Raw genomic sequence first — 21,533 nt, 5'->3', positions numbered from 1 at the left:
CATCACACCGGGTGGATTTGCGTCATCGGTGTGCGGCCGGTTAACTGCTGACATGCCTTCCGTACGCCCGTGCCGTGAGCACCGCCCGCCGACGCGGCGGGCCATGCGGCGTACGTGTTGCCGGCGAATGTGTGACCGCTGAGGGCCCCCGCCTGAGCCTCGCGCCCCGAAGCGAGCGAACTCCGAACCCCTGAGTCGCGCATGTTCTTCCAACGCCACCTGCTGAGCCACGCGCCGTACCCGCCCGGTCTCTCCTGACCCGCGCGGCGCCGCCTCGGCGCGCCCTCCGGCGCCCGGCGCATTCCTGATCGCCGATCCGTCCCGAACGCCGCCCGTCCGGCGGCCCCCGTCCGCATGGGTGATTCCCTGTGATTCAGATCGAAAAACTTCGTAAGGTCTACCGCGGTCGCGGCCGCGAGGTGACCGCCGTCGACGGCGTCGACCTGACCGTCGTCGAGGGCGAGGTCTTCGGCGTGCTCGGCCGCAGCGGCGCCGGAAAGAGCACCCTGCTGCGCTGCGTCAACCTGCTGGAGCGCCCGGACGAGGGCCGCGTGGTGGTCGGCGGCCGGGACCTGCCGGCGCTGCGCGGCGGGGAGCTGCGCCGGGCGCGCCAGGGCATCGGCATGATCCACCAGCACTTCGGCCTGCTCGGCAGCAGGACCGTCGCCGGGAACGTCGCGTTCCCGCTGGAGGTCATGGGCGTCCCGCGCGCCGAGCGGGCCGGGCGCGTCGCCGAGCTGCTGGACCTCGTCGGGCTCACCGAGCACGCCAGGGCCCACCCGGCGCAGATCTCCGGCGGCCAGAAGCAGCGCGTCGGCATCGCCCGTGCGCTCGCGGGCCGGCCGAAGGTGCTGCTGTCGGACGAGGCGACGTCGGCGCTCGACCCCGAGACGACCGCCTCGATCCTGGAGCTGCTGCGCGACCTCAACCGCCGGCTCGGCCTCACGATCCTGCTCATCACCCACGAGATGGACGTGGTGAAGCGCATCTGCGACTCGGCCGCGGTCATGCGGGAGGGCCGCTTCACCGAGTCGGGACCGGTGCCCGAGCTGCTGGCCCGGCCCGGCTCGGAGCTGGCGCGCGGCCTGTTCCCGCTGCCTCCCGCCGAGCCCCGCGAGGGCACGACGCTGGTCGAGGTCACCTTCACCGGCGGCGCGACCGACGAGCCGTTCGTGTCGGCGCTCGCCCGCAAGTACGCGCTGGACGTCAACATCCTCGGCGGCGCGGTGGAGACGGTCGGCGGCGAGCGCGTCGGACGGCTCCAGCTCGAACTGCCCGGCGACCCCCGGACCAACGCCGCGCAGCTGGCGTTCCTGCGCGAGTCCGGCCTCGCCGTCCAGGTCCGGAACGCGGAGCAGGCCGACGACCTTGTCCAGGAGGACCCCCGATGAGCTGGAACGAGGTCATGCCGCTGCTGTGGCCCGCCACGCGCGAGACCCTCTACATGACCGGCGTCGCGACGCTGTTCACCGCCGCCCTCGGGCTCCTGCTCGGGGTGCTGCTGGTGATCACCGAACGGGGCGGGCTGCTGCCCGCGCCGCCGATCAACGCCGTGCTCGGCGTCGTGGTCAACATCGGCAGGTCGCTGCCGTTCCTCATCCTGATGGTGGCGATCATCCCGTTCACCCGGGCGGTCGTCGGCACCAGCATCGGCAACGCCGCCGCCATCGTCCCGCTGACCGTCGGCGCCATCCCGTTCTACGCGCGGCTCGTCGAGATCGCGCTGCGCGAGGTCGACCCGGGCGTCGTCGCCGCGGCGGACGCGATGGGCGCCACCCGCCGCGAGATCGTCGGCAAGGTCCTGCTGCGCGAGGCGCGGCCGGGCCTGGTGTCCGGGCTGACCGTCACCGTCATCGCGCTCATCGGCTACACGGCCATGGCCGGGACGGTCGGCGGCGGCGGGCTCGGCAATCTCGCGGTCGTCTACGGCTACGAGCGCTTCGAGACCAAGGTCATGGTCTCCACCGTGGCGCTGCTGGTCGTCATCGTCCTGATCATCCAGGCGGCGGGGGACCTCGCCTCCCGCCGCCTGACCCACAAGTAGCACCGAACCCACAGAGAAAGGCACTCCTCGTGCTTCGCAAGCTCACCGCCGCGCTGGCCTCCGCCGTCCTGCTCGCGGGCCTCACCGCCTGCGGCTCCTCGTCGGCCTCCGACGACCCGGACGCCCCGCTGAAGGTCGCGGTCAACCCCGTCCCGCACGGCGACATCCTCAAGTACGTCAAGGACGACCTGGCGGGCAAGGCCGGCCTCAAGCTGGAGATCGTCACCTTCAGCGACTACCAGCAGCCCAACACCGCGCTGAAGGAGGGGCAGGTCACCGCCAACTACTTCCAGCACGTGCCGTTCATGGAGGAGTTCGAGAAGAAGTCCGGGACGAAGCTGGCGTTCGTCGCGCCCGTGCACCTGGAGCCCCTCGGCGTGTACTCCAAGAAGGTGAAGAGCCTGCAGGCCGTCCCGCAGGGCGCGACGGTCGCGGTGCCGAACGACCCGGCCAACGAGGGCCGCTCGCTGAAGCTGCTCGCCGACAACGGCCTGATCACCCTCAAGCCGGACGCGCCGACCAGCGCGACCGAGCGGGACGTCGCGAGCAACCCCAAGGGCCTGAAGTTCAAGCCGCTCAAGGCCGCGCAGCTGCCCCGCTCGCTGGAGGACGTCGACCTGTCGGTGATCAACGGCAACTACGCCATCGAGGCCGGGCTCGCCCCGAACCGAGACGCGCTCGCCGCCGAGAAGGCCGAGGGCAATCCCTACGCCAACGGCATCGTCACGCTGCCGGAGGACAAGGACGACCCGCGCGTGAAGAAGCTCGTCCAGCTGCTCCAGGGCCCCGAGGTGAAGAAGTTCGTCGAGGACAAGTACAAGGGGTCGGTGCTGATCGCCTCCTGATCCCCGGGCCCGCCTCCGAACCCCGGAAAGCGTCGCGGTTTGTCCGTCGGTCCTGATAGGACATGTGCCGACGATCAGGCGAAGGGGACCCATGGCCATTTATCAGCACCTTGAGGAATACGTCGGCCTGCCGGTGGCCACGTTCAACGAGGACACCGGCATTGAGGAGGAGGACGACGGCCGCGGCGCGGGCACCGACCCCGTCAGCGGGGAGGACTTCCCGCCCGCGGGCGAGGCCGCCTGGTTCGTCGGGACGTCCTTCGACGAGGAGCCCTTCGGCGACGTCTGGGCGCGGTTCATGGAGACGGTCGACACCACCGAGGTGACGGCGCTCATCATCGGCTACTGGGGCGCGTCCTACGAGCTGGAGAACGTCCCCGACCCGGTGGAGATGCTGACCGGGGCGGCAGCGTCGTTCCCCAAGTTGCGGTCGCTGTTCCTCGGGGACATCACCGGCGAGGAGGCGGAGATCTCCTGGATCGAGCACGGCGACATCACGCCCCTGTTCGCCGCGTTCCCCGACCTGGAGCGGCTGGAGGTGCGCGGTGCGCAAGGGCTCGTCCTCGACCCGGTCAAGAGCGACAGGCTGAAGGTGCTGCGCTTCGAGTCGGGCGGGCTGCCCGCGCGGATCGTCCGCGCCGTCGGCGCGAGCGACCTGCCCAACCTGGAGCACCTCGACCTGTGGCTCGGCTCGGCGAACTACGGCGGCGACGCCACCGTCGCCGACCTCGCGCCGTTCCTGTCCGGCGAGCGGCTGCCGGCGCTGCGCCACCTCGGCTTGGAGGACAGCGAGATCCAGGACGAGGTCGCGGCGGCGGTCGCCGGCGCGCCGGTCGTCGCCCGGCTGGAGTCGCTGAGCCTGGCGATGGGCATCCTGACCGACCGGGGCGCCGAGGCGCTGCTGGCCGGCCAGCCGCTCACCCACCTGCGCGAGCTGGACCTGCACCACCACTTCCTGTCCGACGCGATGATCGAGCGGGTGCGGGCGGCGCTGCCCGGCGTCGAGGTCGACCTGGACGACCAGGCGAAGCCGGACGGCGACTGGCACTACATCGCGGTGTCGGAATGATCCAGGAACGCCTCTCCACCTTCGCGGGCCTGCCCGTCCACACCTTCGACGGCGAGCCGGACGGCCCGCTGCCCGAGCCGGAGGACGTGGCCTGGGGCGTCTACCACCACGTCCACGACAACGGCGTGTGGGGCGCGGAGGTCCCCGAGAACATCGACAGCCTCCTGAAGACGGTCGACACCACGAAGGTCACCCACCTTGTCATCGGCTTCTGGGGGTTCACCCGCGAGGAGTTCGACCCGGTGGGGTGGCTGGTGGACAACGCCGAGCGGTTCCCCCGCCTGCGCGCGCTGTTCTTCGGCGACATCCTCGACTGGGAATGCCACATCTCCTGGATCCAGAACGGCGACATCTCGCCGCTGTTCGAGGCTTTTCCGGGGCTGGAGCACTTCGAGATCCGCGGCGCGTCCGACCTGCGGTTCGAGCCGCTGCGCCACGAGCGGCTGAGGGTGCTGCGGATCGAGTCCGGGGGGCTGCCGGCCGAGGTCGTGCGGGCGGTCGCCGGCGGCGACCTGCCCGCGCTGGAGCACCTCGACCTGTGGATCGGCTCGGACCAGCACGGCGGGTCCTCCTCGGCCGAGGACTTCGCGCCCTTCTTCACCGGCGAGCGGTTCCCGTCCCTGAAGCACCTCGGCCTGGAGAACGGCCCGTTCCAGGACGAGCTGGCGGAGGCCCTGGCGAGCGCCCCGGTCGTCGCCCGCCTGGAGTCGGTCAGCCTGGCCATGGGGATGCTGTCCGACCGGGGAGCGGAGGCGCTGCTGTCCGGTCAGCCCCTCACCCACCTGCGCAGCCTCGATCTGCACCATGCCTTCCTGAGCGAGCCGATGGCCGGACGGCTCCGGGCGGCGCTGCCGGGCGTCGACCTCGATCTCGACGACGCGCTGGGGGAGGCGTCGTGGGTGGGCCGGGACCGGTTCTTCAGCGACTCCTACATCGCGGTGACGGAATGACGCTCGCGGTGGTCGGCACGCCCGGCGACCGGCGCCCCGCGCTGTTCGCCGCGGCGTGCCGGTCCGCCGGGCTGCCCGCGCCTCGGCTCGTCCGCTGGACGGACGTGCTGCGCGGCGTCCCGCTCTCCTTCGCGGCGGGCGAGCTGGTCCGCGTCGACTCGCCCGGCGAGGACCCCGAGGCCGACGCGCTGCTGCGCGGCCCCGGCGCGCCCGAGCGGGTCGGCGGCGGGGCGCGCTGGCACCGGACGTTCACGGCGGCGCTGCGGCGGCTGTCGGCGGAGGCCTCGGCGTCCGGCGCCCGCGTCCTCGGCGACATCGACGAGATCGCGGTCATGTTCGACAAGCGGCTGACCCACGCCCGCCTCCTTTCCGCGGGGGTCCCCGTCCCGGCCGCGCTGCCCGGGGCCGACGGGTACGCGGCACTCCGCTCCCGGATGGACGAGGCGGGCGAGCGGCGGGTGTTCGTGAAACCGGCGCACGGCTCGTCCGCCTCCGGCGTGGTCGCCCTCCAGACCGCGCCGGGCCGCGTGCGGGCCGTCACGTCGGCGTCGCTGACCGGCGGCCGCCTGGTCAACTCGCTGCGCGTCCGCTCGTACGAGACCGAGGACGAGGTCGCGGCGCTGATCGACCTGCTCGCGCCGGAGGGACTGCACGTCGAGCGGTGGTTGCCCAAGGCGACGCTCGGCGGGCGCGTGTTCGACCTGCGCGTCGTCGTCATCGGCGGCGAGCCCACGCACGCGGTCGTCCGCACCAGCCGGACCCCGATGACGAACCTGCACCTGGGCGGCGCCAGGGGAGACCTGGGAGCGGTGCGGCGCGCCCTAGGGGAGGACGGCTGGAGGCGGGGCCTGGACGTGTGCGCGCGGGCAGCCGCCTGTTTCCCGGGCAGCCCGATGGTCGGCGTCGACCTGCTCGTGGGGTTCGGGTTGAAGCGGTTCGCGGTGTGCGAGGTGAACGCCTTCGGCGATCTACTCCCCGGGCTGACCGGCCTGCCCGGAAGCTCCGCAGAGGGCCTGGACACCTACGGCGCCCAGGTCAGGACGCTGGTACAGGCATGCACGACATGAATCAGGTCATCGGCAGCCACGACGTGCTGCTGGTGACTCTCGACACCCTTCGCTACGACGTGGCCGCCGAACTGGCCGCGGCGGGGGAGACGCCCACGCTCACCGGGCTGCTCCCGGAAGGCCGCTGGGAGCGCCGCCACACCCCCGGAAGTTTCACCTACGCCGCGCACGCGGCGATGCTGGCCGGCTTCCTGCCGACGCCCGCGTCGCCCGGCCCGCATCCGCGCCTGTTCGCCGGCGCCTTCCCGGGCAGTGAGACCACCGCTCCCGGCACGTGGACGTTCGACGCCGCCGACCTGCCGACGGGCCTTGCCTCTGCGGGTTACCACACGGTCTGCGTGGGCGGCGTCGGGTTCTTCAACAAGCTGACACCGCTCGGGTCGGCGCTGCCGTCCCTCTTCGCCGAGAGCCACTGGGAGCGCGCGTTCGGCGTGACCGACCCGGAGTCGCTGCCCAACCAGATCGACCGGATCGCCGAGATCATGGCGCGGCTGCCTGCCGAACGGCGCCTGTTCCTGCTGCTGAACGTCGCGTCCCTGCACCAGCCCAACTGGTTCCACCTGGACGGCGCCACGAACTCGAACGGCGACACCCGTGCGAGTCACGCCGCCGCCCTCCGCCATGTCGACGCGCACATCGGCCGGTTGTTCGGGCTGATGCGCCGCCCGTGCTTCGTCATCGTCTGCTCCGACCACGGGACGGCGTACGGCGAGGACGGCCACACGGGCCACCGCATCGGCCACGAAGTCGTCTGGACCGTTCCGTACGGGGAGTTCGTTCTGCCGTGAATCCTTACCAGGCGTACGTGTACGCCTACCCGCACAAGACCGCCTACCGTCCGCTGCGACCGGCACCCGGGCTGGGTGACGTATGGGCGGGGGAGCCGCTCGACGCGCTCTTCCTGTACCTGCACATCCCCTTCTGCGAGATGCGGTGCGGCTTCTGCAACCTCTTCACCCGCACCGGCGCGCCCGAGGAACTGACCGGCGCCTACCTGGACGCGCTCGACCGCCAGGCGACCGCCGTCCTCGACGCCCTGGACGGCGCCGCCTTCGCCACCGCGGCCTTCGGCGGAGGGACGCCGACCTACTTCACCGCGTCCGAGCTGGAACGGCTGTGCGCGATCGCCGGACGGTTCCCCGGGTTCGGGTCGATCCCGCTGGGCGTGGAGACGTCCCCGGCGACCGCCACCACCGACCGGCTGACCGTCCTCGCCGAACACGGCACCACCCGCGTCTCCATCGGTGTGCAGAGCTTCCTGGACGAGGAGGCGCGCGCGGCCGTCCGGCCGCAGAAGCGCGCCGACGTGGAGGCCGCGCTGGACCGCATCCGCGCCGTGGGGTTCCCGATCCTCAACATCGACCTCATCTACGGCATCGACGGCCAGACGCCCGCGACGTGGCTGCACTCCTTGAACGCCGCTCTCACTTGGCGTCCTGAGGAGATCTACCTGTACCCGCTCTACGTCCGCCCGCTGACCGGCCTCGGACGCCGCGCCCAAGACTGGGACGACCAGCGCCTCACCCTCTACAGGCTCGGCCGCGACCACCTTCTCGGCGAAGGCTACGAGCAGGTGTCGATGCGGATGTTCCGGCTGCCGTCCTCAGGCGCGGGCGGCACGGAGTACTGCTGCCAGACCGACGGCATGGTCGGCCTGGGCTGCGGAGCACGCTCCTACACCTCCCGCCTCCACTACTCGTTCGAGTACGCGGTCGGAGCCGGGCAGGTGCGTTCCATTATCGACGACTACGTGCGCGAGACCGACTTCACCACTGCCCGCGTCGGCTTCACACTGGACGACGAGGAACGCCGCAGGCGGCATCTCGTCCAGTCCCTCCTGCAAGCTACTGGCGTCGACCTGCGCGCCTACCGCGCGCGCTTCGGAAGCGACCCGATGGACGACTTTCCCGCTGACCTGAAGCCGTTCGCCGAACGTGGATGGCTGGAGAGTTCCGAGACCGTGCTCCGGCTGTCCCCCGAAGGGCTCGCCTACTCCGACGCCATCGGACCGGCGCTCTTCTCATCGAGCGTGCAGGCGCTGATGGCGTCCTACGAGGCGCGGTAGATGGACCATCTGACGATCCTCTACCGGGGGCCGCTCGCCAGTTGCGACTACGACTGCCCGTACTGCCCGTTCGCCAAGCGCCGCGACACCCCGGAGCAGCTCCGCGCCGACCGCGCCGCCCTCGAACGCTTCACGGAGTGGGTGTCGCGCTGCGGCCACCGCGTCTCGGTCCTCTTCACGCCGTGGGGGGAAGGGCTCGTCCGCTCCTGGTACCGGCGCGCCCTGACCGACCTCAGCCACCTTCCGCACGTCGACCGGGTCGCGATCCAGACGAACCTCAGCCACCGCGTGTCGTGGACGGCCGGCGCCGACCCCACACGGCTGGCGCTGTGGGCGACCTACCACCCCGGCCAGGTTCCCTACGAGCGGTTCCTTGGCAAATGCCGGGACCTCGCGGAGCGAGGGGTCCGCTTCAGCGTCGGTATCGTCGGCCAGCCGGAGCATCTCGACGCCGCCCGCCGCCTCCGGTCCGACCTTCCCGCCGGAACATATCTCTGGGTCAACGCGGCCGAGGGACGCACCTACGACGACGCCGAGGCCGCCTCCTGGACCGAGATCGACCCGCTGTTCCCCGTGAGCCGCCGCCCGCACGCCAGCCGCGGCCTGCCCTGCCGGACGGGCGACACGGTCGTGTCCGTGGACGGCGACGGCACGGTGCGCCGCTGCCATTTCGTCCCGTCCGTCCTGGGGAACCTCTACGACGGCTCGTTCCGTGCCGCCCTGGCGCCGCGCCCGTGCCCTCTCGACACGTGCGACTGCCACATCGGCTACGTGCACCTCGAACCCCTCGGCCTCTACGACACCTTCGCCGACGGCATCCTCGAACGAATCCCCGCCCTGTTCGACCAGCCCTGACCTGCACGGACCGCCCGCTCCGCCCACCCGGACCGCTGGTGTAGCGGGCGGCGAGTGAGGCGCCGATCCGGGCGCTCTCCGAGCTGGGGGATCAGTGAGGCGAGACGGGGCCGGTTCGGACAGGCGATCGTCGGAACCGGCCCCCGGGTCAGGTCTGCTTCTCGGGGTGGTAGTCGGCCTCGTCGACGCCGAACGTCCACGCGACGCCCGCGCGCGCCGTACGGGTGTCCGGCGGGACGCGCAGGTAGTAGGTGCGGTGGGTTCCGTCTGGCTCGGGGGTGGAGTTGACCACCTCGACCATGACCACCGGCTCGTCGCCCGGCAGCTCGATCGACCACAGCACGCCCGTCTCGTCCCGGTGCAGGGGGCGCGCACCGGTCTCGGCCAGGTACCGGTCGTAACCGAAGATCTCCAGCATCACGCGGCGCAGCTCGGCGTTCTGCTCGGAGGAGATGCGGTCGGGCGTCAGGTTCTTCAGCGACGCGACGAAGCCGGCCGGGATCGGCATGCCGCGCCAGGCGTGCAGCGCGAACCCGTCAGGGTAGGCGAGGGCGGGGCCGTCAGCGCGGTGCAGCCGCCCGGGCTCGTCGCGGTACAGCTCGCTCGGCCGCTCCGACAGGATCACCAGCCGCTCGTAGGGCCACCACCAGCCGGCGGACCGCGCCACCTCCGCCAGGCCGGTCAGCGGGCCGTCGAGCCGTCCGAGCGACTCGAACAACGCCAGCCACGGCGCGTCGTGCTGGCCCAGGACGGCGTCGAGCGTGGCCGCGCGCAGCAGCGCTTCGGCCTCGCGCTTCTCCCGGGTCGACCGCCTTCTCCGCGCACCGAGGGACCGGCCGGTCGCCTGCTCGCCGCACGCCCCGCGCACGCGCGCGACCAGTGACTGCACCTGGTCCCACAGGAGCCCGCCGGTGTCGGCCCACGTGCGCGGCCACTGCTCCGGCCCCTGCTCGGAACATGCCGCCGCACGCTCGGCCTCCCAGGGGCGGGTGCGCACGTCCGTCAGGACGCTCGGCCCGGCCGTGAGGTCACCGAGGTCGGTGAGGTCGGTGCGGGCCTGTTCGAGGAGGTCGTCCAGCCCCGCCGCCTCCAGCGCCTCCCCGTGCCCGGCGATCACGGCCGCCGCGACGGCGCCGCGCGCGGGGGAGGGTACCCACAGGTACCGCTCGGGGGGCTTCAGCCCGGCGGAGGCGTAGGCCGCGGCCACGCCCGCCTCGGCACGGGCCCGGTCGGCGGGGCCGGTGGCGAACCCCGCCGCCTGCCAGTCGCCGACGACGAAGTGCGTCTCGCGTACCGTTCCGGTCGGCATCCCGCCTCCTCAGTCGGCCACGACGCGGACGGAACCGGGCACGTACTCGCGTTGGCGGACCACCCGGTACCAGCCCTTGGGCAGCGTGATCGCCGCGTGCTCCTCGTGCACCAGGCGCCCGCCGGACGGCAGGTGCAGGTGGTCGGGCACGAGCGGATCGGGGGTGCGCAGCAGCGTGCCCGGCGCGGCCAGCGCGTGCGCGTGCCCGGTGGCCTCGCCGAGGGCGAGCACCATGCGGCCCCGGCCGTCGCGCGGGGACGGCGGCAGTTCGCGGACGGACCGCGGAACCGTCTCCTCGGGCACGGGAAGGATCAGGACGTCTCCCTGTCGGTACATGCGGCGAACGTAACCCCCGCCACCGACAGAACCCCGCCGGCGGGACCGGCGCGGGGGTCAGAAGCCGCGGGTCCGGCGGGCGGCGGGGCGGGCCCAGCGGCCGGACGCGCTCAGGCCGACGTGCTGGAACGCGCGGACGAGTTCGCCGCCGAGGTTCACTCCGGCGCCGAGGGCGAGCGCCACGGACACCGCTCCGATGAGGCTCAGCACGCCCGCCTGGGGCGAACCGGTGTTCAGCTCGACCATGCCCCGGTAGAGCGCCGTCCCGGGCAGCAGCGGGCCGATGGCGGGCACCACGAACGGCATGACGGGCTCCCCGTGCCTGCGGGCGAGCCAGCTCGCCATCACGCCGACGATGGTGGCGGCCACGGCGGCGGCCAGCACCGGTGGAACGTGCCATCCGCGGGCCAGCACGAAGAGCACCCAGATCAGCGCGCCGCCCAGGGCGACGGTGGTCAGCACGTCCCGCGGGGCGGCCAGGGACACCGCGAACGTCAGCGAGATGGCGGCGGCGGCGATGACGGCGACGGGCTCCAGGTTCGCCGACGGGGTCGGCAGGTGCCGGACGTCGATCGGCACGCCCAGGCTGACCCCGACGTACACGACGGCGCCCAGCCCGGCGACGATCGCCGCGATCATGAAGAAGACCTCCAGCACCCGCGCCCCGGCGCTCACCAGATCCCCGGTGATGCCGTCCTGGATGCTCGCCACCAGCGGACGTCCCGGAAGCAGCGCCAGGATCGAGCCGGTGACGATCGTGGCGGCCTGGCCGGGGTTGCCCATCGCCACCACCACCGCGGCCGCCGCCGCGCCGATCGCGGCGGCCACCGTGAGCTGGAAGAACTCCGCGATGCCGCGGCGCGCGAGCGCGGCGGCCGTGCGGTCGCCCAGCATCGTGGCGACGAACGCGGTGGTCGCCACCAGGGGTCCGCCGCCGGACAGCACGCTGCCCGAGGCGGCGATGAGCCCGAGGGACACCACCAGCAGCCAGGTCGGGTACGGGGGGCCGCCCCTTTTGATCTCCGCGAGCCGCTTGTGGGCCTCCTCCAGTTCGAGCATGCCGATGGACGCGTCCTGGACGAGCTGGTGCAGCGCGGTGAGCCGCCAGTAGGCCGGGGTCCGCCGGCGGATGGAACGCGCGCTGGTCATCGGCGCCGCGCCCCCTCCCGGGTGCGCCGAGACGAGGATGCTCGTCAGTGTGACCTGCACCTCGCATCGGGGGAGCTCGTAGGCCACGCCCAGGCCGAGCATGGCCTCGTTCACGCGCTCGGTGGTCTCGCCGCTGGCCAGGAGGAGCTCGCCCACCCGCAGGACGAGGTCGATGGCCCGCGGGTCGACGATCTCACCGGGCTCGTCTTCTGGCGGTTCCGGGGGCGACCCGTCCATGAGGACCTGCCATGTCCGCCGCAAGCGTTCAGCCGCGCCCATACACCCGCCGATGTTCCTTCCCGCCCATGAACCGATCTTGACTGGCAGGCTACCCACCGGCCAGGTGTCCCCAATCCGTGGCCTGCCTCAGCCTTCTCCACAGAACGCGATTCTGGTGCGATGCCTTCCAAAGCACTGGTAGCAAGGACGCATGAGCTCTTCGGACGGTCTGCGCGACGAGGCCGAGCGGTGCCTGCGCGCCCTCGCCGGTGACCACGCGCGCCTGCGCGACGACCAGTGGACGGCGATCAGCGCGCTCGTCGTCGAGCGGCGGCGCGCCCTCGTCGTCCAGCGGACGGGCTGGGGCAAGTCCGCCGTCTACTTCGTGGCGACCCGGCTGCTGCGCGAGCGCGGCGCCGGCCCGACCGTGATCGTCTCGCCGCTGCTGGCGCTGATGCGCAACCAGATCGACGCCGCCGACCGGGCGGGCATCCGCGCCCGCACGATCAACTCCTCCAACACCGGCGACTGGGACCAGGTCTTCGCCGAGGTCGAGGAGGGCGCGGTCGACGTCCTGCTGGTGAGCCCCGAGCGGCTCAACAACCCCGACTTCCGCGATCTCGTCCTGCCCAAGCTCGCCGCGGGCGCCGGGCTGGTCGTGGTCGACGAGGCGCACTGCATCTCCGACTGGGGCCACGACTTCCGCCCCGACTACCGGCGGCTGCGCACCCTGCTGGCCGACCTGCCCCCCGGCATCCCGGTGCTCGCCACCACCGCGACGGCCAACGCCCGCGTCACCAAGGACGTCGCCGAGCAGCTCGCGGGCGACGACGCCCTGGTCCTGCGCGGCCCCCTCGAACGCGACTCGCTGCACCTCGCCGTGGTGAACCTGCCCACCGCCGAGCAGCGCATCGCCTGGCTGGGCGAGCACCTGGGCGACCTCCCGGGCAGCGGCATCATCTACACCCTCACGGTCGCGGCGGCCCACGAGATCACGGGGTGGCTCCGTGACCGCGGCTACGAGGTGGCCGCCTACTCCGGCCAGACCGAGCAGGCCGAACGCCTCCAGGCCGAGCGCGACCTGCACGACAACAAGCTCAAGGCCCTCGTCGCCACCAGCGCCCTCGGCATGGGCTTCGACAAGCCCGACCTCGGGTTCATCGTCCACGTGGGCGCCCCGCAGTCCCCGGTGGCCTACTACCAGCAGATCGGACGCGCGGGCCGCGGTGTCGACCGCGCCGAGGTGATCCTGCTGCCCGGCCGGGAGGACCGCGACATCTGGGCCTACTTCGCGAGCCTCGCCTTCCCGCCGGAGCACGTCGTCCGCAGCACGCTGGACGTCCTGGACTCGGCCGGCCGCCCGCTGTCCACCACGGCCCTGGAGCCGCTGGTCGACCTCAACCGGGCCCGCCTGGAGATGATGCTCAAGGTCCTCGACGTCGACGGCGCCGCCCGCCGCGTCAAGGGCGGCTGGACGTCCACGGGCGAGCCCTGGTCCTACGACCGCGAGCGCTACGAGCGCGTCACCGCCGAACGCCGCCGCGAGCAGCAGGCGATGCTCGACTACATCGCCGCCTCCGGCTGCCGCGAGGAGTTCCTGCGCCGCCAGCTGGACGATCCCGACGCGGCCCCCTGCGGCCGCTGCGACAACTGCACCGGCCGCCACTGGCCCACCGACGTCACCCAGGAGAGCGCGACCCGCGCCCGCGACCGCCTGCACCGCCCCGGCGTCGACATCGCCCCCCGCCGCATGTGGCCGACCGGCGTCAAGGACGACCTGGGCGTGTCCGGTCGCATCAAGCCCGAGCTCCAGGCCGAGACGGGCCGGGCGCTCGGCCGCCTCACCGACATCGGCTGGGGCAACCGCCTGCGCGACCTGTTCGCCGCCGGCGACACCGACGTCCCCGCCGACCTGGTGGACGCCGTCGTCCAGGTCCTCGCCGCCTGGGACTGGGCGGCCCGCCCCACCGGCGTCGTCACCATCGGCTCCCGCTCTCGCCCCCGCCTGGTGACGACGTTCGGGCAGCGCATCGCCCAGATCGGCCGCCTTCCCTACCTGGGCGAACTGGTCCCCGTCGGCGAGCCCGTGCCGCGCCGCCACAACAGCGCCCAGCGCCTGCGTTCCGTCTGGCACACCCTGACCGTCCCCACCGACCTGGCGGAGGCCCTGACCGACAATCCCGGCCACATCCTGCTGGTGGACGACCGCATAGAGACCGGCTGGACGATGACCGTGGCCACCCGCCTTCTGAAGGAGGCGGGAGCCCGATCGACCCTTCCCCTGGTCCTGGCCACCCCCACCTGACTCCGCGCCGACGCTCCGCCTGCCATCCGGCCTCCCGTCCCGCAGCACCTCAGCGCCCGGCCCACCGCCGCTCCGTCCCGGCTTGGCGGAGCGGGCGCCGTGGTGAGTGCGTGCCCTGGTGCCGACCAGGGCGCTGCACCGGGGCCCTTGCGGGGCCCCGATGCCTGCCCGGAGGGGGTGTGCCGCCCGCGCGCCCCCGTGGGCGCGGGCGGGACGTTTTCGGGCCGGCCCGTGCGCGCGGCCCCGCGCACGGGCCGGCGTCCGGTCCCGGCGCCGCGGCGGAGAAGAGCCGCGGCGAACGGGAGACCAGGGCGCCGGGCGGCGGCCCCGGCGGCCGGCACCGCCGGGGCGCGCCCGGGAGCGCCGCCGTCCTGGGAGTGGGACGGGTGACGGCGGCGGTGGAGCGGCTCGAGGGAAAGTGTTCTAGAGGTTAGAAAACTCTGTCCAGTTGTTTAGGAGAACATCTTGAGATAAGTTCAGGCGGAAATGTCATCATTTCCCGCCTAGTTGGCCCCGCGGCCATTTCCGTGGGTCCCCGAGAGAGGTAGTAATGTCCCTCCCCGTGCCCCCGACCCTCGACTCGCTGCTGGAGTGCCCGCCGGGCCTGCTCGACATGACGTTCGACCAGCTGCGGACCCTGCTGGTGGTGCACGAGACGGGCTCGGCGCTGCGGGCGGCCCGGGTGCTGGGGCGCGAGCAGTCGAGCGTCCAGAAGCAGCTCGACACGCTGAACCGCAACAGCCAGGTGCTGTGCGGCGAGGTCCTGACCGTCCGGCAGGGACGCGGGAAGGACTACCTCTTCACTCCGACCGGGGAGACCACGGTCGAACTCGCGCGCACGACGTTCGAGAAATGGATGGAGTCCATTCACTGGAGCCGGCGCCGCCTCGGCCGCATGCTGACGGTCGGCACCACCGAGTTCACCCTGCCGATCGTCTCCCGGGCCTGGGACCGGGTGTCGGAGGAGTTCCGGCAGCGCGAGGTCGAGTTCAAGGTCGCCCACGTCCGCACCAAGGACCTGTGGTCGCGGCTGGAGACCCGCCAGGTCGACCTGATCTGCGGCAGCATCGTCAGCACCCCCGAGGGCGACCTCCGCCTCCAGGAGTACGAGGTCGTCGAGTACGCCCGGGGCCAGGCGCTGCTGCTCACCAACCTGCCGGAGGGCGAGCTGCCCGGCACCCCGGTGCGGACCAGCCGCCTCGGGCGGATCCCGCTGGTGGTGCCGCCCGCCGGGCTCGTCGCCGACCTGCTCGCCACCTGGTACGGGACGAACTTCCGCGAGCGGCTCAACGTCGTCGCCGACATCGACGACGTGCACTACGGGCTGTCGCTGCTGCGGTCCGGGTTCGTGCGCGGCTGCATGATCGTCACCGGTTCGATCGGGCGGGGCATGGCCGCACAGGAGGACCCCGACGCCGTCCCGCTCCGCGCGATCGGGCTGCACGACGACCTCGAGCCCAAGGCCGAGTTCATGACGGGCGCCTTCGTCCGCCGCGCCGACCTCGAACGCTACGACGCGGGCCACCCCCTGAACCGCCTCTGGGACGCGGTCAGGGAGGACGTCCGCACCTACACTCCGCTCGCCTGAGCGGCCCCCGCCCTACTTGATCTGGTTGTCCACCACGTCGAGGGTCGGGCGGGCGCCCAGGTGCTGCATGGCGCGGGCGGCCAGGCGGCAGCCCGCGGTGAGGGCGTCGGCCGGCTGCTTGCCGTCCAGCCACGGCGGGAGGAACCCGGCGACGAACGCGTCGCCGGCGCCCGTGCCGTCGATGATCTTCTCGACGGGCTCCGCCGCGACGGTGACCGGCTCGGGGCGGCCGTTGGTGTACCACAGGGCCCCGTCGGCACCGCTCGTGATCACGACCTGCGGGTACCAGGCGGTCAGCACCTTGGCGGCCTGCTCGGGCGTGTCGCGGCCGGTGAGGATCTCGGCCTCCTTGGCGTTGACGACCAGGAGGCGGGCGCCCTGCGTCCACTCCAGGAACGGCTCGGCGCCCATCCGCTTGAGCGGGGAGGACGAGCCGCCGTCCACAGAGACCGACATCTGTGTCTTGCGGGCGATCTCCAGAGTGTGGATGGCCGCCTTGCGGGACCCCTCGTTGATCAGGGCGTAACCCGACAGGTGCAGGTGGGTGCCTCCGGAGAACAGGTCCTTGCAGCGCTCGATGTCCTCCGGAAGGAGGGCGGCGTTGGCGCCGGGGTCCGACAGCATCGTCCGGTCGCCCTTGTGGGTGACCATGACCACACAGGTGCCGGTGGGACGTTCCTGGTCCATGACGAGGCGGGCGTCGACGCCGTAGCCCATCAACTCCATGTCCCGGTTCCGGCCGGCGATGTCGGAGCCGCGGCGGCCGACGAATGCGGCGTCGGTCCCCTCCACGGCAAGCCATGCGGCCACGTTGGCGCCGGAGCCGCCACCGTGCGTCGTCACGGCGGCGGGCGTGTCGCTCCCCTTGGCCAGGGGATACGCGGCACGCGCCACGGTGTCTGTCATAAGATCGCCGACCACGACCACGCGCGTCATGGAGTCATCACCTCGATCAACACGGCCCGCGCGAGCGGCAATTCTTGGGCGTGTGCTCGACCGTAACAGCTTCGGAGCCCGGATTAGGTCTCGAACGCGCAGCGAAACCGAGGAAGCCGGTTTTTTCGTCGCGGGGCCGTGACGCATCCGTGCCTTACCCTCGGGTACGTGACCGAGCGTTATCCGGATCAGTGGGAGGCCGACGTCGTCCTCAGCGACGGCGGGACGGCCCATCTGCGTCCCATCCGGCCCGAGGACGCCGATCTCCTGCGCGCGTTCCACGCGCGGCTGTCCCCGGAGTCGATCTACTACCGGTTCTTCTCGCCGCGCCCCCAGCTGTCGGACCGCGAGGTCGAGCACTTCACGACCGTCGACCACGACCGGCGCGCCGCGCTCATCGCCACGATCGCGGGGGAGATGGTGGCGGTCGTCCGCTACGACCTGCTCACCGACCGGCGGGAGACGGCGGAGGTGGCGTTCCTCGTGGAGGACGCGCACCAGGGCCGCGGGCTCGGCGCGGTGCTGCTGGAGCACATCGCGGCGGCGGCGCGCGAGCGGGGGGTGCGCCGGTTCGTGGCCAGCGTCCTGCCCGACAACCGCCGGATGACCCGGGTGTTCCGGGAGGCGGGGTACCGGGCGGAGCAGCGCTTCGAGGAGGGCGTGATCGAGCTCGTCCTCGACCTGGAGCCGACCGACACCTCCCTGGAGGTCATGACGGCGCGCGAGCACCGGGCCGAGGCGCGCTCGATCCAGCGGCTGCTGTTCCCGCGGTCGGTGGCGGTGATCGGAGCGAGCCGGGCCGAGCACAGCGTCGGCCAGACCGTCCTGCGGAACCTGCTCGCCGGTGACTTCAGCGGCCCCGTCTACCCGGTGCACCCGACGGCGGTCGCCGTGGCGGGGGTTCGCGCGTACGCGTCCGTCCTGGAGATCCCGGACGACGTGGACCTCGCGGTCGTGGCCGTGCGGGCCGACGCCGTCCACGAGGTGGTGGAGGAGTGCGCCGGCAAGGGCGTGCGGGGGCTGGTCGTCGTGTCGTCCGGCTTCGGCGAGGTGGGAGAGGAGGGACGGGCCGCCCAGGAGCAACTGGTGCGGCTCGCGCGCGCCTACGGGATGCGGGTCGTCGGCCCCAACTGCCTCGGCATCGCCAACACCGACACCGACGTGCGGCTGAACGCGACCCTGGCGCCGACGATGCCGGGGCGGGGCCCGGTGGGGTTCTTCTCCCAGTCCGGCGCGCTGGGCATCGCCATCCTGCAGCGGACGGCCGCACGCGGCCTCGGGCTGTCCACGTTCGTCTCGGCGGGGAACCGGGCGGACGTCTCCGGCAACGACCTGATGCAGTACTGGGAGGAGGACCCGGCGACCAGGGCCGTCCTGCTGTACCTGGAGTCGCTGGGCAACCCCCGCAAGTTCGCGCGGCTGGCGCGCAGGCTCGGCCGCCGCAAGCCGATCGTGGCGGTGAAGAGCGGGCGCAGCACGCAGGGCGTCCCGATCGGGCACGCGGCGCGGGCGCTCACGCTGCCCGACCACGCGGTCAGCGCGCTGTTCGAGCAGGCCGGCGTGATCCGGGTGGACGACCTGGCGGAGCTGTTCGACGTGGCGCAGGTGCTGGCCTACCAGCCCCTCCCGGCCGGCGACCGCATCGCGATCATCGACAACTCCAACTCGCTGGGCCTGCTGGCGCAGGACGAGGCCGTCGCGCTCGGGCTGCAGGTCCGGCCGCGCATCGACCTCGGCCCCCGCGCCGACGCCGACGACTACGAGGCCGCCCTCGCCGGCGCGCTGGACGACGACACGGTCGACGCGGTCGTGGCGCTGTTCACGCCCCCGACGATCGGCGGCTACGACGTCCGCGTCCCCGAGCGGATCCTGCGGCTGGCCGCCGAGGGAAGGAAGCCGATCGTGGCGACCTACCTCGGCACCGAGGGCATGCCCGCCGACCTGCGCGTCACCGGCCCGGACGGGATGGCCGCGGAGGGGTCCGTGCCGTCCTACACGGCGCCCGAGGACGCCGTCCGGGCGCTGGCGTACGTGATCCGGTACGCGCGGTGGCGGCGGCGTCCCCCCGGCCGCATGCCGGTGTTCGAGGACGTGGACCGCGGCAGGGCGCGGGAGCTGGTCGCCGCGTGGCTGGGCGACGGCGGTCCCGTGGACGTCGCGCCGGAGCAGGCGGCGGAGCTGCTGGCCTGCTACGGCATCCGGCTCGCCGGCGGGGCGGACGGGGTCGCGACCCGCATCGTCGTCAGGGAGGACCCCTCGTTCGGGGCGCTGGTCTCGTTCGGGATCGCCGACGAGACCGCCGAGCTGCTGGACGACCGCGCGTACCGCCTGTCGCCGCTGGCGGACGCGGAGGCGGCGGAGATGATCCGCGCGATCCGCACCGCGCCGCTGCTGCTGGGGCACCGGGGCGCCGATCCGGTGGACCTCGGGGCCCTGGAGGAACTGCTGCTGCGCGCGTCGCGCCTCGGCTACGACCTTCCGGAGGTGGGGCGGCTGGAGCTGAGCCCCGTCATGGTGGGCCCGTCCGGGGTCGCGGTGCGGGCGGTGACGCTCACGCTGGAGCGCCCCCTCGGGCCGCGACCCGAACTGGAGCCGCGCCGGCTGTGAGTCCGGTCCGCGGGCCCGGGGCCGGACACCGGCCCCGGGGCCGCGGCGTGCCCGGCGTCAGTCCGGGGGCGGGGGAGGGCTGGGCTCCGGCGTCGGCGGGACGGGGTCGGGCGCGGGCCCCGGCGGGATCGGCTCGGGCCCCGGCGCGGGCGGGGACGGCTCGGGCGGCGGTCCGGGCGGCACCGGCTCCGGCGAGGGACCGGGCGGGATCGGCCCGGGCGGCCGCGGCGCGGGCCCCGGGGCGGGGCCGGGCGGCGGCTCGGGCGGCACCGGGGGCTGCGGGGGAGGCGCCGGGTCCGGCGTGGGCGGCGGCACCGGCGGCGGGGTCGGCAGTGGATGCTCGTCCATGCCCCCCCTCTACCCCGCACACCGACATATGACCGCGCGCCGCGGCGGTCATGTGCGCGTCCGGCCCCGGACAGGGCAGGATGGGGCCATGAGGGAAACCCGAGCGACCGTCAGTGGTCTGCGCACGGCGATCGAGCGCAGCGGTTACTACCCGGCCCTGGTCGCGGACGCGGTCGAGTCGGCCGTCGGGGACGAGCGAGTCACCGCCTACGTCGTCCACCACGAGGCGACCTTCGACCCCGCGATGGAGGTGCGGCGGCACGTGACCGTGCTCGTGCTGTCGGCGAGCCGGCTGCTGGTGTGCCACACCGACGAGCACCCGCCCGGCGAGGGCATGACGCGGCCGCACGCGTCCACCACCACCGAGGCCGTCAAGCTCGAACGCGTCCAGTCGGTCGCGGTGACCCGGGTCGTCCCCGACCCGGCGTCCTACGTGCCCGGCGTGCCGCCCACCGAGGTGGTGCTGACCATCGGCTGGGGCGCCATCGCCCACATCGACCTGGAACCCGCCACGTGCGGCGACGAGAACTGCGAGGCCGACCACGGCTACACCGGCAGCGTCACGGCCGACGACCTGTCGCTGCGGGTCAGCGAGGCCGCCGACGGCGCGGACGCCGTGAGCCAGGTGCTGGCCTTCGCCGAGGAACTGTCCGCCGTGACCGCGCGGTGAGCGAGGCGGCCGCCGAGCGGCGCGACGGGTCCGGCCCCGGGGAGGGGTCCGCCCTCCCCGAACCGCCCGTCCCGCGGTACGGCGAGGCCGCGCTGTCCGACCTGCCGTCCTCCGCGCTGGCCGCGCTGGGCGTCCCGGACGCGCCGAACGTCCTGGGCCTGCCCGCCGTGCCGCGCGTCTGCGTGCTGCTGGTCGACGGTCTCGGCTGGGAGCAGCTGCGGGCCCATCCCGGCGAGGCGCCCTTCCTGAACGCGATGGACGGCGGCCCGATCACGGCCGGGTTCCCGGCGACGACCGTCAGCAGCCTCGGCTCGCTGGCGACCGGCGCCCCGCCCGGCGCGCACGGCCTGCTCGGCGTGCAGATCGCGATCCCCGGCACCGGGCGGCTGCTGAACTGCCTGCGCTGGCGGGACGAAACCGTAGACCCCGAGACGTTCCAGCCGGTCCCGACCGTCTACGGGCGGGCCGCCGCGGACGGCGTCGAGGTCGCGTACGTGGCGAGTCCCCTGTACCGGGGGTCCAGCCTCAGCCGCGCCACGACGCGCGGCGCCCGCTACGTGTCGGCGGGCGGCCTCGGCCAGCTCGTCGGCCGCGCCGAGCGGGCCCTGCGCCGCGGCGACCGGGCCTACGTCACCGTGTACCACGCCGACCTCGACGCGACCGGCCACCGGTACGGGGTCGGCTCCGCCGACTGGCGGCACCAGCTGCGGTTCGTCGACCTGCTCGCGCAGCGGATCGCGGAGGTCCTGCCGCCCGGGTCGTCCCTGTACGTCACCGCCGACCACGGCATGGTCGACCCGGACGAGCGGATCGACGCCGACGCCGTCCCCGCGCTGGCGGAGGGCGTCGCCCTTCTCGGCGGGGACGCCCGCGCCCGCTACGTCTACAGCGAGCCGGGCGCCCACGCGGACGTGCTCGCCGCCTGGACGGCGACGCTGGGCGGCCGGGCGTGGGTCGTCAGCCGCGAGCACGCCGTCGAGGACGGCTGGTTCGGCGCGCTCGGCCTCGGGATGCTCGAACGGATCGGCGACGTGGTCGCCGTCCCGCACGCCGACCTCGCGATCGTCGCGTCCGAACGGGAGCCGTGGCTGGACTCGATGGTCGGCATGCACGGCTCCCTCGTCCCGGCCGAGCAACTGGTGCCGCTGCTCACCGCGTCCCGGCCCTGAGA

At 73.2% G+C, this 21,533-nt stretch carries 19 protein-coding genes; 14 read left to right on the top strand and 5 right to left on the bottom strand.

Translation table 11 applies throughout. The annotated features are described in order from the left end of the window. Positions 1-368 precede the first annotated feature (368 nt). The 9 genes from BKA00_RS17475 to BKA00_RS17435 all read left to right on the top strand — a co-directional run bounded on the left by BKA00_RS17475 (position 369) and on the right by BKA00_RS17435 (position 8,895). The gene (locus BKA00_RS17475) at positions 369-1,391 is read left to right on the top strand and encodes a methionine ABC transporter ATP-binding protein (protein WP_185026331.1); all 1,023 of its coding nucleotides are present in this window, start codon (positions 369-371) and stop codon (positions 1,389-1,391) included. Next, a complete protein-coding gene (locus tag BKA00_RS17470; protein WP_185026329.1) occupies positions 1,388-2,044 on the top strand; it encodes a methionine ABC transporter permease in 657 nt (218 codons plus the stop codon). Before BKA00_RS17475 ends, BKA00_RS17470 begins: the two co-directional genes overlap by 4 nt. 29 nt (positions 2,045-2,073) lie before the next feature. Then, complete coding sequence (locus tag BKA00_RS17465; protein ID WP_185026327.1) at positions 2,074-2,889, top strand: MetQ/NlpA family ABC transporter substrate-binding protein; 816 nt, start codon at positions 2,074-2,076, stop codon at positions 2,887-2,889. Positions 2,890-2,980: 91 nt separating this feature from the next. Continuing rightward, positions 2,981-3,958, top strand: a complete 978-nt coding sequence (locus tag BKA00_RS17460) for an STM4015 family protein (RefSeq protein ID WP_185026326.1) — start codon at positions 2,981-2,983, stop codon at positions 3,956-3,958. Continuing rightward, positions 3,955-4,908: an STM4015 family protein gene (locus tag BKA00_RS17455; protein WP_185026324.1), complete on the top strand. Its 954-nt coding sequence runs from the start codon at positions 3,955-3,957 to the stop codon at positions 4,906-4,908. Before BKA00_RS17460 ends, BKA00_RS17455 begins: the two co-directional genes overlap by 4 nt. Next, complete coding sequence (locus tag BKA00_RS17450) at positions 4,905-5,975, top strand: STM4014 family protein (protein WP_185026322.1); 1,071 nt, start codon at positions 4,905-4,907, stop codon at positions 5,973-5,975. Before BKA00_RS17455 ends, BKA00_RS17450 begins: the two co-directional genes overlap by 4 nt. Further along, on the top strand, positions 5,963-6,763 hold the full coding sequence (locus BKA00_RS17445; protein WP_185026320.1) for an STM4013/SEN3800 family hydrolase: 801 nt from the start codon (positions 5,963-5,965) through the stop codon (positions 6,761-6,763). The genes BKA00_RS17450 and BKA00_RS17445 overlap by 13 nt, the downstream gene beginning before the upstream one ends. Then, positions 6,760-8,040, top strand: coding sequence for an STM4012 family radical SAM protein (locus BKA00_RS17440; RefSeq protein ID WP_230298702.1), 1,281 nt, complete (start codon positions 6,760-6,762; stop codon positions 8,038-8,040). The genes BKA00_RS17445 and BKA00_RS17440 overlap by 4 nt, the downstream gene beginning before the upstream one ends. Then, positions 8,041-8,895, top strand: a complete 855-nt coding sequence (locus tag BKA00_RS17435) for an STM4011 family radical SAM protein (RefSeq protein WP_185026318.1) — start codon at positions 8,041-8,043, stop codon at positions 8,893-8,895. A gap of 148 nt (positions 8,896-9,043) precedes the next feature. Here the strand turns inward: BKA00_RS17435 and BKA00_RS17430 are convergent, their stop codons facing one another. Genes BKA00_RS17430 through BKA00_RS17420 form a run of 3 tightly spaced genes read right to left on the bottom strand, consistent with a single transcriptional unit; the run spans position 9,044 to position 11,968 of the window. Further along, the gene (locus tag BKA00_RS17430; RefSeq protein WP_185026316.1) at positions 9,044-10,204 is read right to left on the bottom strand and encodes a DUF6745 domain-containing protein; all 1,161 of its coding nucleotides are present in this window, start codon (positions 10,202-10,204) and stop codon (positions 9,044-9,046) included. 9 nt (positions 10,205-10,213) lie between these two features. Continuing rightward, on the bottom strand, positions 10,214-10,540 hold the full coding sequence (locus BKA00_RS17425) for a hypothetical protein (protein WP_185026314.1): 327 nt from the start codon (positions 10,538-10,540) through the stop codon (positions 10,214-10,216). Between the two features lie 57 nt (positions 10,541-10,597). Then, positions 10,598-11,968: a threonine/serine exporter family protein gene (locus BKA00_RS17420; protein ID WP_230298703.1), complete on the bottom strand. Its 1,371-nt coding sequence runs from the start codon at positions 11,966-11,968 to the stop codon at positions 10,598-10,600. A gap of 151 nt (positions 11,969-12,119) precedes the next feature. Between BKA00_RS17420 and BKA00_RS17415 the strand changes: the two genes are divergently transcribed. Then, the gene (locus BKA00_RS17415) at positions 12,120-14,213 is read left to right on the top strand and encodes a RecQ family ATP-dependent DNA helicase (RefSeq protein ID WP_185026312.1); all 2,094 of its coding nucleotides are present in this window, start codon (positions 12,120-12,122) and stop codon (positions 14,211-14,213) included. A 562-nt stretch (positions 14,214-14,775) separates the two neighbouring features. Next, positions 14,776-15,801 carry a LysR family transcriptional regulator gene (locus BKA00_RS17410; protein WP_221493192.1) on the top strand — a complete coding sequence of 342 codons (1,026 nt, stop codon included), beginning with the start codon at positions 14,776-14,778 and terminating at the stop codon, positions 15,799-15,801. A gap of 12 nt (positions 15,802-15,813) precedes the next feature. Here BKA00_RS17410 and BKA00_RS17405 read toward each other — a convergent pair whose 3' ends face one another. Further along, a complete protein-coding gene (locus BKA00_RS17405) occupies positions 15,814-16,737 on the bottom strand; it encodes a carbohydrate kinase family protein (RefSeq protein ID WP_185026310.1) in 924 nt (307 codons plus the stop codon). A gap of 168 nt (positions 16,738-16,905) precedes the next feature. On the opposite strand from BKA00_RS17405, the gene BKA00_RS17400 reads away from it, so the two are divergent. Next, complete coding sequence (locus BKA00_RS17400; RefSeq protein WP_185026308.1) at positions 16,906-19,344, top strand: GNAT family N-acetyltransferase; 2,439 nt, start codon at positions 16,906-16,908, stop codon at positions 19,342-19,344. A 57-nt stretch (positions 19,345-19,401) separates the two neighbouring features. Here the strand turns inward: BKA00_RS17400 and BKA00_RS17395 are convergent, their stop codons facing one another. Continuing rightward, a complete protein-coding gene (locus tag BKA00_RS17395) occupies positions 19,402-19,692 on the bottom strand; it encodes a hypothetical protein (protein ID WP_185026306.1) in 291 nt (96 codons plus the stop codon). An 88-nt stretch (positions 19,693-19,780) separates the two neighbouring features. Between BKA00_RS17395 and BKA00_RS17390 the strand changes: the two genes are divergently transcribed. Both BKA00_RS17390 and BKA00_RS17385 read left to right on the top strand, forming a co-directional pair. Continuing rightward, on the top strand, positions 19,781-20,362 hold the full coding sequence (locus BKA00_RS17390) for a DUF5998 family protein (protein ID WP_185026304.1): 582 nt from the start codon (positions 19,781-19,783) through the stop codon (positions 20,360-20,362). Between the two features lie 92 nt (positions 20,363-20,454). Then, entirely contained in the window at positions 20,455-21,531 is a 1,077-nt protein-coding gene (locus tag BKA00_RS17385) for an alkaline phosphatase family protein (protein WP_221493959.1), read from the top strand. Positions 21,532-21,533: the final 2 nt, after the last annotated feature.

This window comes from Actinomadura coerulea, assembly GCF_014208105.1.
GTDB classification, from domain to species: domain Bacteria; phylum Actinomycetota; class Actinomycetes; order Streptosporangiales; family Streptosporangiaceae; genus Spirillospora; species Spirillospora coerulea.
This window is presented reverse-complemented; position numbering and strand designations above follow the sequence as displayed.